The sequence below is a fragment of the Marivita sp. genome (assembly GCF_051251565.1).
Taxonomy (GTDB): Bacteria; Pseudomonadota; Alphaproteobacteria; order Rhodobacterales; family Rhodobacteraceae; genus Marivita.
In genome coordinates, this window is sequence record NZ_JBPOFB010000036.1 from 1 (window position 1) to 11,642 (window position 11,642).

Sequence of the window (11,642 nt, forward strand, 5' to 3'; positions counted from 1 at the left end):
TGCGCACCGACCACATCTGACGCCCGCACTGGTGATCTGGTCGAGATGTTCACGACGAGCTGCGCACCGACCACATCCGACGCCCGCAAAGGTGATCTGGTCGAGATGTTCACCACAAGTTGCGCACCTTTGACATCCGGCGCGTAACGCAGGCACTGACCCGGGGCGGGAATACCCGTCCCGTGACCTTCAAGGAGGCACGGACCATGACAAACGTCATTCACCTTTCCACCCCGTCCCGGATCAACCCTCAAGAGGCGCGCCTTGGTGCGCTTCTAAGCTGCTTTTCCGAACACCGGCGCTTTGTCGACGATGTGTTCTGGCTCAAGGAAAACGCTGAAATTCTGAATATTCTGGAATCCACTGGCACCAAACTCGGGTCAGACGCGCTGGACGCCTATACTGGATTTTACGCCAGTGTCGAAAAGCGGATGCGCTTTTTCCCCCAATATTACAGGTTCTTTCTGGGTATTGTTCTGGATCTCGAAGACCTTGGCATGCCGGGCACTGAGGGTGAAAAGCTGGTGCACTGGGCTTGCGATCAATCCCTCCCACAAGCCGAATTGTCGGATCTTCAACGCACGGAAGCAGTCCGCCTGTTGTCCCGCCGCGGAGTCACGCCAAACGGGGATATCCATGCGCTTGAGGCCCGTGCGCGCCATTTCATGGCCCGGTCAGACACATTTGCCCTGCCGAACAAGAAAGCCGCCTATGAGCTGACACATCTGGTGTTTTACCTCAGCGAATATGGCCGACGCGACCCGCAGATTGACGACGCGGCCAAGCGAAGTCTGCATTTCGCAGGATTGCTGGCCTTTATCGAACAGAACGCAGATCTGCTGGCCGAGATTTGCATTGCCATGCGGTATGCTGGCGAAACGCCGCCCACTCTTTGGACCGATTGGCTTAAGCGGGAGACAGCACTTTTCACTGTGACCGAGGGTCAAACGGTCAGCGTGCAGGATGATTACCACGAATTTCTAGTGTGCAACTGGCATCAGGCCACCATTGGCGAAGCCGCCTTTGTCAAAAGTGTCTTGGCAGACCGGATGCGGTTTGACCGCAGTACAGGGCGCGCGACACCCATGCGCGAAATGTCAGAGGCGATGTTCAACCTCGACGACGCACGCAGCGGTGATTGGATGTCTATGCGTCTTCAGATGGAGGACGCGTTGTCACCCGAAGCGATGACAGTTCTTGCGCAAGCGGAAACATCCTCGCGGCATTTTGCGGATTTCTTTCACGGCTTTGCCCGCGCGGCCCCCAAGACGCTGCACTGATATCGGTTGGGGCGCGGACAAACCTGCCGCGCCTACATCGAAAAACTGATCCCGCAGCCGCATGATGATGACGCGTTGGGATTCTCGATGACGAACCGCGCGCCAATCAGTTCTTCTGAAAAATCGATCACCGCATTGGCCAGAAATGGCAGGGACGTCGAATCCACGACAACCTGTTCGCCCTGACCTTCAAGCACGAGATCATCGGTTCCCGGCGCATCAAGCTTGATTTCATATTGAAATCCCGAGCAGCCGCCGCCTTCGACCGCGACACGCAGGGCCTTGCCTTCGGCGCTGGCGCCGATCTCTGACAAACGCTCGAATGCACGATCTGTCACTTTTGGGGGAAGCTGCATATTATCCTCGGGTTGCTTTAACTTGTGCTCTGTCCTGAATATAAGGCCAGATGGGACAGGGAACAAGAACAGGCGGTCGATCATGACGGCGCACTATGCATGCGACCCGGACAAATCACGCGGCAGACTATACCCGGAAGAGGAAAGCGCGTTCCGGTCGTGTTTCCAACGCGACAGGGATCGCATCATCCATGCCTCCGCGTTTCGACGGCTCAAGCACAAGACGCAGGTGTTTATCGAACACGAGGGTGATTATTTTCGCACCCGCCTGACCCATTCCATCGAAGTGGGGCAGGTGGCGCGGACCATTTCGAAAACGCTCAGCCTCGATCTTGAACTGACCGAAGCCGTGGCGCTGGCGCATGATCTGGGGCACACGCCTTTTGGCCATACCGGCGAAGAGGCGCTGGATGCGTTGATGCAGCCCTATGGGGGGTTCGATCACAATGCCCAGGCCATTCAGATCGTGACCTCTCTGGAACGGCACTACGCCGAGTTTGATGGGTTGAACCTCACCTGGGAAACCCTTGAGGGTATTGCAAAACACAATGGCCCAGTGGGCGAACCGGTCCCGCACGCGCTGGCCGCATATAATGCACGGCACGATCTGGAGCTGCACACCCATGCCAGCGCCGAGGCACAGGTTGCGGCCCTGTCGGATGACATCGCCTACAACCATCACGATTTGCATGACGGGCTGCGGGCCGAATTGTTCTCGACCGATGAACTGGCCGAGCTTCCCATCGTAAGCGATTGTTTTGCCGAAGTAGATCGAATTTACCCAAACCTGAATTACTACCGTCGCCGCCACGAGGCGTTGCGTCGGTTCTTTGGGGTTCTGGTCAGTGATGTGATCACTGTGACCCAAGCCAATCTGAAAGACCTCGCACCGAACACACCCGAAGACATCCGCGCCGCAGGCCGGATGATGGTGCAGTTTTCGCCCAGCCTTTGGTCGGACCTCAAGGTGATCCGCACCTTCCTGTTCCACCGTATGTACCGCGCGCCTGACGTGGTCGAGATGCGCGCGCAGGTGACCCGCGTCATCAACGAGCTTTTTCCGCTGTTCATGGCCGATCCGTCCGTTTTGCCCAAGCAATGGCGCAAGGATGTGGCAGAAATTCAATCCGAGACGGAACTCGCCCGCATTGTTTCGGATTACATAGCTGGGATGACGGATCGTTTCGCCCTTCAGGAACATGCGCGCCTGACAGGGACAGATGTGATTTCCGCAAGGTCATAATCCGTGCGGTCATAAAAGGACATAGTCGTGGCAACACCAGCAGAGACCGGCCTGACCCCGGTAACCGCCTTTGCGTTGGTCGGCGCTTTGGGCGTGGGCGCGCAGTGGCTGGCATGGCGTTTGAACCTGCCCGCGATCGTGCTGATGCTGGTCGCAGGGCTGCTTGTCGGTCCAGTGTTCGGCGTCCTTGACCCGTCTGTGGCGATGGGTGACTTGCTTCAGCCGATTGTGGCCATCGCCGTGGCCATCATCCTGTTTGAGGGCGGTCTGACGCTGAATTTCAAATCCCTGTCCGATGCGGCGGTGGGGGTGAAGCGCCTTGTCATTATCGGCGGACCGGTGGGCTGGCTGTTGTCGGCCTCGGTTCTGCACTATGTCGGCGGCCTAAGCTGGGCGGCCGCCTCGGTGTTTGGCGGAATCATGATTGTCACCGGGCCGACCGTGATTGCGCCCTTGCTGCGGCAGGCGCGGCTGAAACGTCGTCCCGCGGCGCTTTTGCAATGGGAGGCGATTGTCAACGATCCGGTGGGCGCGTTGGCCGCCGTTCTGGCGTTCGAGGTGGTGCTGGTCTGGCAAACGGCCACAACGGTAGAAGAAATAATCTGGACGCTGGCCATCGGTGTGACCATGGCGACGCTGGTCGGCATCATCGCGGGTTGCGGTATCGCGCGGTCCTTTTCGCGCGGTTGGGTGCCCGAATACATGAAGGTGCCAGTCCTGTTTGTCAGCGTTCTTGTGGTTTTTGCAGCCTCGGATTCGTTGTTGCATGAAAGCGGGTTGTTGGCGGTGACGATCATGGGCGTGTGGATTGCCAATGCGCACCTGCCCAGCCATGCCGAAATGCACCGCTTCAAGGAACACGCGACGATCCTTCTGGTGTCTGGCGTGTTCATTCTTCTGGCCGCCAACATGACCCGTGAAACGTTGCTCAGCATGAATTGGCAGACGTTGGCAACAGTGGTTGCCGTGATCCTATTTGCCCGTCCTGTCACGGTTCTGACCTCGCTCGCATTTTCAAACGTCCCTCGGGCCGAACGCCTGCTGGTCGCGTTCACAGGACCGCGTGGGGTCGTGCTTGTTGCGGTGGCGGGGCTCTTTGGTGACCGTCTCGTGCAAGCCGGGATCGAGGACGCGGCACAGATCTCAACTCTTGCGTTCGCGCTGGTGGCCGGAACGGTGGTGCTGCATGGATTTACGCTCAAACCGATTGCACGGTTCCTGGATCTTAGCGCATCGACCACGCCGGGGGTTCTGATCGTGGGCGGCAACCGCTGGACGGTTGAGTTCGCCGCCCTGTTGAAAAAGCTTGAATTGCCGGTGATGATCTCGGACCCGAACCGCAGCCATCTGCGCGACGCGCGCGAAGCCGGTTTGCCGATCTATTCTGGCGACATCCTGTCAGAAGGCGCGGAACACCGTCTGGATCTGGTGGCCTATGAAACCGTGATCGCGGCGACCGACAATGATGCTTATAACACGCTTGTGGCAACTGACCTTGCCCCGGAGTTCGGACGCGAAAACGTCTATCAGCTCAACCGCGATGCCTCGGACTCAGCCCGCTACGCGCTACCCCCCAAACTGGGCGGGCGCGCCTTGGGCGCGGGCGAGACATACTGGCAGGTGCAACGCCGTATGTGGGACGGATGGGAGTTTCGCTCAACCACGCTTTCAGATGAATTTACGCTGCAAAACTGGTTTGACATCCACCCAAAAGGCATCCCCATCGCCGATATCGGCCCGCGTGGGAATCTGCGCATTCTTGGCCCAAAGGACACGCCGAAGGACACGCGCGGCACACGGCTGATTGCGATGCTGCCGATGAAACCGCACCGCGCCAAAGCCGAAGGACAAGCCTAACATTTGACGCCGCGCGCCAAGGTGGTAGAGGACATGCCAACAAAGGACGTGTAACATGAACCTCTTTTCCGATATCCGGGCACTAGTGATCGACAGCCTGACCGCGATGGTTTCAGACGGGGCGCTGCCCGATGGTCTTGATTATGCGAATGTGACGGTAGAGCCGCCGCGCGATCCGTTGCATGGCGACATGGCCACCAACGCGGCCATGGTGCTGGCGAAACCCGCAGGCGCAAAACCGCGCGATATTGCCGATGCTCTGGCCATCAAACTGTCCGCTGATCCGCGCGTCTCAAGCGCCGAAGTTGCGGGGCCGGGCTTTCTCAACCTGCGCTTGGCCAATCCGGTCTGGCAAAGCTTGCCCAAGGCAATCCTGACCTCTGGCGTCGACTACGGCAAATCCACGGTCGGGCAGGGCAAGCGCGTCAATGTGGAATATGTCTCGGCCAACCCCACCGGCCCGTTGCATGTGGGTCACACGCGCGGAGCTGTCTTTGGCGATGCATTGGCATCCTTGCTGGATTACGCAGGCTTTGACGTCACGCGGGAATACTACATCAACGATGGCGGCGCGCAGGTCGATGTGCTCGCACGGTCCGTGTACCTGCGCTATCTTGAGGCGCATGGTCAGGACGTGGCTTTCGTCGATGGCACATATCCGGGCGATTACCTGATCCCGGTGGGGCAGGCGCTCAAGACCAAGGTAGGCGATGCCTTTGTGGGCCAGCCGGAAGCTGTCTGGCTTGAAGAGGTGCGCAATTACGCAACCGACGCCATGATGGCGCTGATCCGCACGGACCTGGCCTCGCTTGGCGTTGAAATGGACACGTTCTACAGCGAAAAATCTCTCTACGGCACGGGTCTGATTGAAGCGGCAATCAAGGATCTGGACGATAAGGGCCTGATCTATCGCGGCGTGCTGGAACCACCCAAGGGCAAAAAGCCCGAAGACTGGGAACCGCGCGAACAGACCTTGTTCAAGTCCACCGAACATGGCGATGATGTGGACCGTCCGATCCAGAAATCTGATGGGGCCTGGACCTATTTCGCACCCGATATCGCGTATCACTACGACAAGGTGCAGCGCGGCTATGACCTGTTGATCGATGTGTTCGGCGCCGATCACGGTGGCTATGTCAAACGGATGAAGGCCGCCGTCAGTGCGCTCTCTGGTGGAAAGACACCGCTGGATATCAAGCTGACGCAGCTTGTGAAGCTGTATAAAAACGGTGAGCCGTTCAAGATGTCCAAGCGGGCAGGGACTTTTGTCACCCTTGCGGATGTGGTCGAACAGGTTGGCCCCGACGTGACCCGCTTTGTCATGCTCACCCGCAAGAACGACGCGCCGCTGGATTTCGATTTCGACAAGGTGCTGGAACAGTCCAAGGACAACCCGGTGTTCTATGTGCAATACGCGATTGCGCGGGTAAACTCGGTCCTGCGCAAGGCGCGCGACACGGGTGTTGCCGTGGATGATGCCACTCTGGCCGATATCGACCTTGCAGACATGACCCATGACAGCGAACTGGCGGTCGCGCGCAAACTGGCCGAATGGCCCCGTCTGGTCGAGATCGCGGCACGCACGAACGAACCGCACCGGGTGGCGTTTTACCTCTATGAATTGTCGTCAGATCTGCACGCGCTTTACAACAAAGGCAACGATGTGCCTGACCTGCGCTTTTTGCAGGAAGGCAACACCCACGCCACGCAGGCGAAAATCGCCCTCGCGCGGTCCGTCTCTGTTGTTATTTCCGCCGGTCTTGGTATCTTGGGCGTCACACCGGTCGAAGAAATGCGCTGACAAAAGCGCCGTGACCGGGTGAGGCGAAGGCAAGAAACCACCGGTGGCAACGTCCACCGGGGCAATGAGGCGGACATGGCAAATATGTATAGGACGGGCCCCGCGCGTGGGGAAGAAACGTCGGGCAATCTGGCCTCGGCAGCCAATTGGCTGGGCGCGGCCATGTCTTTGGCGTTGGTCGTGGGCGTGGCGATCTGGGGATATCGCCTGATTGTGCGCGATGTGTCCGGCGTGCCTGTGGTGCAGGCGGTCGAAGGCCCGATGCGCGTCGCCCCCGACAACCCCGGTGGGCAAATCGCGCGTCACGAAGGGCTGGCCGTGAACACTGTGGCGGGCACCGGCACATCCGCACCGCCCCCAGATCAGATCGTGTTGGCCCCGCGTCCGCTTGAGATCACGGATGAAGACATGACGGTCACTCTGGCCCCAGTCGAGGCAGACCTGAACGGCCGTGAAGAACTGGCCCTCGCAGCGTTGCGGCAGGATGCGGAAACCGATGCAGCCGCGCTTGCGCTGTCTGACATCGCAAACGCAGACGATCCGATCAAAGCGCTGGCCGATCAGATCGCCGCGAATGCAACGCCCTTCACCCAAGTTGACCCTGCGCCCGAAACCGGCGCGTTTGACCAATCGGCACCCCAAAATCAGGTGGCTGCCCTGACAGGGACCATTCCCGCATCCGTACCCGGCGTCGCGCGGTCCTTGCGTCCGGCTACTAGACCGGCTGGCCTGCAATTGGCGTCTCTTTCGGCCCCCGCACCTGTTGCCCCAACGGGTGCACGTGAACGCAATCCCAATGACATTCCCGCAGGAACCCGTCTTGTACAATTTGGGGCCTTTGACAGCCCCGAAATCGCCCGCGAACAATGGACCAATCTGCAATCCCGGTTTGGCGAATTTTTGGGCGGAAAAGACCGCGTGATCGAAGAAGCCACATCGGGGGGGCGGGTGTTCTACCGTCTTCGCGCCCATGGGTTCGCCGATCTGAGCGAGTCCCGGCGCTTCTGTGCGGCGCTTGTGGCCGAAGGGGCCGATTGTATCCCCGTGGTCAGCCGGTGACGCATCGCCCCTTCGGAGCGGCCATTTTCGGCTGTGATGGCCTGCGTTTATCCACAGACGAACGCGCGTTTTTCGCCGACGCCAACCCGTTCGGGTTCATTCTGTTTGATCGCAACCTCGATACCCCGGATCAAATCCGCGCGTTGACGTCTGATCTGCGCGACGCTGTTGGCTGGTTTGCCCCGATCTTCATTGATCAGGAAGGTGGCCGCGTGCAACGCCTGCGCGCGCCTTTGGCCAGTGATTGGCTGCCGCCCTTGGAGCATGTTGATCTGCTGGGCTCGAATGCCGAAGACGGCATGCGCCTGCGCTACCGGATCATTGCACACGAGCTTATGGCCCTTGGCATCGACGCCAATTGCGCGCCGATGCTGGATGTGGCGCGGCCTGAAACTCACACTTTCCTGCGCAATCGGTGTTACGGATCAAATCTTGACCAAGTGGTAAAAATTGGCCGCGCCGTCGTCGAAGGCCACATGCAAGGCGGTGTGTTTCCTGTGGTCAAACACATCCCCGGTCACGGACTTGCCCAGATGGACAGCCATCTGGACCTGCCGCGCATCGATGCTTCGGCAGACACGCTGGACAGAATCGACTTTGCCGCGTTCCGGCCTTTTGCCGATGTGGCGATGGGCATGACCGCGCATCTGGTCTACAGCGCCTTTGGCGAAACTGGTCCGGCCACAACATCCGCCGCCATGATCCGCCGCATTCGTGACGACCTGGGCTTTGGCGGGGTGCTGATGACCGATGACATCTCTATGCAGGCATTGTCTGGCACGGTGCCAGATCGCGGTGCCGCGTCGATGCGGGCCGGGTGTGACGTGATCTTGCATTGCAACGGCGCTTTGGACGAACGCATCGCCCTGATGGACCGGATCGGCACCATGCCCGCGCAAAGCCAGATCCGCGCCGAGGCGGCGTTGACCAGCCGCACAGCGCCGCTGGATGTTGACATCGCGGACTTGAAAGCCATGCTTGCCCGGTTGGAGCAAAGGCAAGATGCATGAGCAAGGCCCCAGAAGACGGATTTGACACCACGGTTGCGGACCGGCTGGTTGCCGAAGCGTTGATCGTGGATGTGGACGGGTTCGAAGGCCCGCTTGATCTTTTGCTGTCGCTGAGCCGGACCCAAAAGGTCGATCTGCGCAAAGTCTCGGTACTGCAACTTGCCCGCCAATACCTTGCCTTTGTGGAACAGGCCAAAGCACTGCGCCTTGAACTGGCAGCGGATTATCTGGTGATGGCGGCGTGGCTGGCATTTCTCAAATCGCGCCTTCTGTTGCCACCCGATCCAACCGAGGACGGCCCCTCGGGCGAAGACCTTGCCGCGCATCTGGCTTTTCAGCTTGAGCGTTTGCAGGCAATGCGGGACGTGGCGGCACGACTGATGGCGCGCGACCAGCTGGGCCGTGATTTCTTTGCCCGTGGGGCTGCGCAACAGGTCGAACGTGTCCGCAAGGTGCACCACACCGCCACGTTGCTGGATTTGATGCAGGGCTATGCGCGCATCCGCACCAAGGACGAATTTCGCCCTTTTGTTATGGACCGGGACGCGGTGTTCACGATGGAACAGGCGCTGGAACGCCTGCGCGGTTTGATCGGGTTTGCCGGGACGTGGACGGATATTTCGTCCTACTTGCCAGAGGGGTGGGATGCCGATCCGATGCGCTGGCGGTCGGCCACCGCGTCGACCTTTGCCGCGTCTTTGGAACTGGCCAAGGAAGGTAAGGTTGAGCTGCGCCAATCTGCGCTTTTTGAGCCGATTGAGATACGTCGGAGAGACCGTAAGTGACTGATACTTTTGAAACCGAACCCAACCAAAGCCTGTTCGAGGCACCGCCCATGGGCGAACAAGAACGCATGGTCGAGGCGATCCTGTTCGCCACGTCCGAGGCGGTTACGGTTAAGGAACTGAACGACCGGATGCCCCATGGATCAGACGCCGCCGAAGCGCTGGTCACTCTGCGCAAACGCTACGAGGGCAGGGGTGTGAATGTGGTCAAGGTTGGGGATGCGTGGGCCATTCGGACAGCGCCCGATCTTGGCTTTCTCATACAAAAGGAAACCATCGAGACCCGCAAACTCAGCCGAGCGGCGATCGAAACGCTGGCGATCATTGCCTATCACCAGCCCGTCACCCGCGCCGAGATCGAAGAAATTCGCGGCGTGTCGGTCAGCCGGGGCACTGTGGACCTGTTGCTGGAAATGGAGTGGATTCGCTTTGGTCGCAGACGCATGACACCGGGGCGCCCGGTGACTTTTGTGGTGACCCAGGATTTCCTGGATCATTTCGGTCTCGAATCCGCCCGTGATTTGCCGGGGTTGAAGGAATTGCGCTCTGCCGGATTGCTTGAGAACCGCCCGCCCTTTGGCACCATGCCGCAAATCGGGGAAGGTGATGTCGATGCCGAGGAGGCGACCGAAGACGGCCAGTCCGAGCTTTTTGAGGATTAAGCGCGGCGTTCCACCAATGGAAAGCACACGATGCGTCCACGCGTCGGAACACCGCATGCAGTAAATTTCGTTAAAACTTTTGAAACAATGCCTGAAAATCGTCTCATTTGTTTTCTATATATCCCCCGAGGCAGACAAACACAGCACAGGAGGACGACATGAATCTCAATACAATCATCAACATGGTGATGCGCACTGTGATGCGCCGCGTCGTGAATTCGGGCATCAATGCCGGTATGAGCGCTGGCAGCAAAATGATGTCTGGCCGTAAAAAGCCCCAAGGTGACGCACCTCAACACAAGTCAGACACCGCGCCGCGCTGACGCGTCAGGCCGTTTTGAAATGCTTGGACAGCTTTAACCCCTGTCCTTGATAATTTGATGCAATCCCCGCGCCATACAACTGGCTTGGGGATTGATCCATTTTTTCATAGACCAACCGGCCCACGATCTGCCCGTGCTCCAACACAAAAGGCGCCTCGTGGCAGCGCACCTCAAGCACGCCGCGTGATCCAAGACCACCGGCTGCATCATGGCCAAATCCGGGATCAAAAAAACCGGCGTAATGCACCCGGAACTCCCCGACCATCGCCAGAAACGGTGCCATCTCGGCGGCATAATCTGGTGGAATATGAACGGCTTCTCGGCTGACCAGAATGTAGAACGCGTCTGGATCAAGAATGATCTGACCGGTTGCGCTGTGCAGCTCTTCCCAAAACTCCGATGGCGCGTAATGGCCCAGCTTGTCGAGGTCGATCACCCCCGTATGCGGCTTGGCGCGATACCCGACCAGCGTGCTGTCTTGCGGCCGCAGATCAACCGAGAACCCAAGCCCGTCCCCAATGACAGCCGGTCCACCCGTAACCAAGGTTTGTTCGGCGTGCAGCGCGTGCAGGCTGTCATCGTCCAACACTGACTGGCCGTTGCGGAACCGGATCTGATTGAGCCGCATCCCCGGACGCACCAGCACAGAAAAGGACCGGGGGCAAATCTCGGCATAAAGTGGCCCGGTATACCCGCCCGCCACACGGTCAAATTCCGTGCCCTCATCGGTGATTGTCCGCGTCAGCAGGTCCAACCGTCCGGTCGAGCTTTTGGCATTGGCGACTGCGCTGATCCCTTCGGGCAGAGCAAGGCGTTCCATCAAAGGCACTAGATAGACACAGCCCTTCTCAAGCACGGCCCCGCCATCAAGCGAAATGCGGTGCATCTCGAAATCGGCCAGCCTGTCTTCGACACGACGGCCTTTGCCGGCAAGAAACGACGCACGCACCCGGTAGGCAACCGTGCCCAACCGCAAATCAAGGCTGGCAGGCTGCACCTGACCTTCAACAAACGCAGTGTCAGAGGCAATGACGCCCCGGTCCATCAAATCGTTGATTTGCTGATTGGCCAACACACCTGTCATATCATTCCTCATCCGCAGTTTGCCCTGCATAGCAAGCGCGTGCGCCGCGTGCGAGGGCGTTTTTCCCGCGCGCTGTGCGCAGGTGGCGGTGATGATAGCTGTGTGATGATTGGTCGGGCTAGCAGGACTCGAACCTGCGACCTTCCGTCCCCCAGACGGACGCGCTACCAGGCTGCGCCATA

General features: G+C 59.3%; 11 protein-coding genes. 9 read left to right on the plus strand and 2 right to left on the minus strand.

All coding sequences use genetic code 11. The annotated features are described in order from the left end of the window. The first annotated feature begins 206 nt into the window (after positions 1 to 206). Positions 207 to 1,280: a DUF6902 family protein gene (locus tag ACSHXH_RS18675; protein ID WP_435673311.1), complete on the plus strand. Its 1,074-nt coding sequence runs from the start codon at positions 207 to 209 to the stop codon at positions 1,278 to 1,280. Positions 1,281 to 1,312: 32 nt separating this feature from the next. On the opposite strand, the gene ACSHXH_RS18680 is transcribed toward ACSHXH_RS18675, so the two are convergent. Further along, entirely contained in the window at positions 1,313 to 1,636 is a 324-nt protein-coding gene (locus ACSHXH_RS18680) for a HesB/IscA family protein (protein WP_435673320.1), read from the minus strand. Between the two features lie 82 nt (positions 1,637 to 1,718). Between ACSHXH_RS18680 and ACSHXH_RS18685 the strand changes: the two genes are divergently transcribed. The 8 genes from ACSHXH_RS18685 to ACSHXH_RS18720 all read left to right on the plus strand — a co-directional run bounded on the left by ACSHXH_RS18685 (position 1,719) and on the right by ACSHXH_RS18720 (position 10,376). Then, a complete protein-coding gene (locus ACSHXH_RS18685; protein WP_435673312.1) occupies positions 1,719 to 2,879 on the plus strand; it encodes a deoxyguanosinetriphosphate triphosphohydrolase in 1,161 nt (386 codons plus the stop codon). A 27-nt stretch (positions 2,880 to 2,906) separates the two neighbouring features. Continuing rightward, on the plus strand, positions 2,907 to 4,736 hold the full coding sequence (locus ACSHXH_RS18690) for a cation:proton antiporter (protein ID WP_435673313.1): 1,830 nt from the start codon (positions 2,907 to 2,909) through the stop codon (positions 4,734 to 4,736). A 55-nt stretch (positions 4,737 to 4,791) separates the two neighbouring features. Beyond that, positions 4,792 to 6,537, plus strand: coding sequence for an arginine--tRNA ligase (argS, locus tag ACSHXH_RS18695; RefSeq protein WP_435673314.1), 1,746 nt, complete (start codon positions 4,792 to 4,794; stop codon positions 6,535 to 6,537). A 75-nt stretch (positions 6,538 to 6,612) separates the two neighbouring features. Further along, positions 6,613 to 7,596 carry an SPOR domain-containing protein gene (locus ACSHXH_RS18700; RefSeq protein ID WP_435673315.1) on the plus strand — a complete coding sequence of 328 codons (984 nt, stop codon included), beginning with the start codon at positions 6,613 to 6,615 and terminating at the stop codon, positions 7,594 to 7,596. Then, complete coding sequence (locus tag ACSHXH_RS18705; protein WP_435673316.1) at positions 7,593 to 8,606, plus strand: glycoside hydrolase family 3 N-terminal domain-containing protein; 1,014 nt, start codon at positions 7,593 to 7,595, stop codon at positions 8,604 to 8,606. The genes ACSHXH_RS18700 and ACSHXH_RS18705 overlap by 4 nt, the downstream gene beginning before the upstream one ends. Next, positions 8,603 to 9,391, plus strand: coding sequence for a segregation and condensation protein A (locus ACSHXH_RS18710; protein ID WP_435673317.1), 789 nt, complete (start codon positions 8,603 to 8,605; stop codon positions 9,389 to 9,391). The genes ACSHXH_RS18705 and ACSHXH_RS18710 overlap by 4 nt, the downstream gene beginning before the upstream one ends. A gap of 50 nt (positions 9,392 to 9,441) precedes the next feature. After that, positions 9,442 to 10,053 carry an SMC-Scp complex subunit ScpB gene (gene scpB, locus ACSHXH_RS18715; protein WP_435673321.1) on the plus strand — a complete coding sequence of 204 codons (612 nt, stop codon included), beginning with the start codon at positions 9,442 to 9,444 and terminating at the stop codon, positions 10,051 to 10,053. Positions 10,054 to 10,211: 158 nt separating this feature from the next. Then, a complete protein-coding gene (locus ACSHXH_RS18720; RefSeq protein WP_435673318.1) occupies positions 10,212 to 10,376 on the plus strand; it encodes a hypothetical protein in 165 nt (54 codons plus the stop codon). 4 nt (positions 10,377 to 10,380) lie between these two features. On the opposite strand, the gene ACSHXH_RS18725 is transcribed toward ACSHXH_RS18720, so the two are convergent. Continuing rightward, complete coding sequence (locus tag ACSHXH_RS18725) at positions 10,381 to 11,460, minus strand: 2'-deoxycytidine 5'-triphosphate deaminase (protein WP_435673319.1); 1,080 nt, start codon at positions 11,458 to 11,460, stop codon at positions 10,381 to 10,383. Positions 11,461 to 11,642 lie beyond the last annotated feature (182 nt).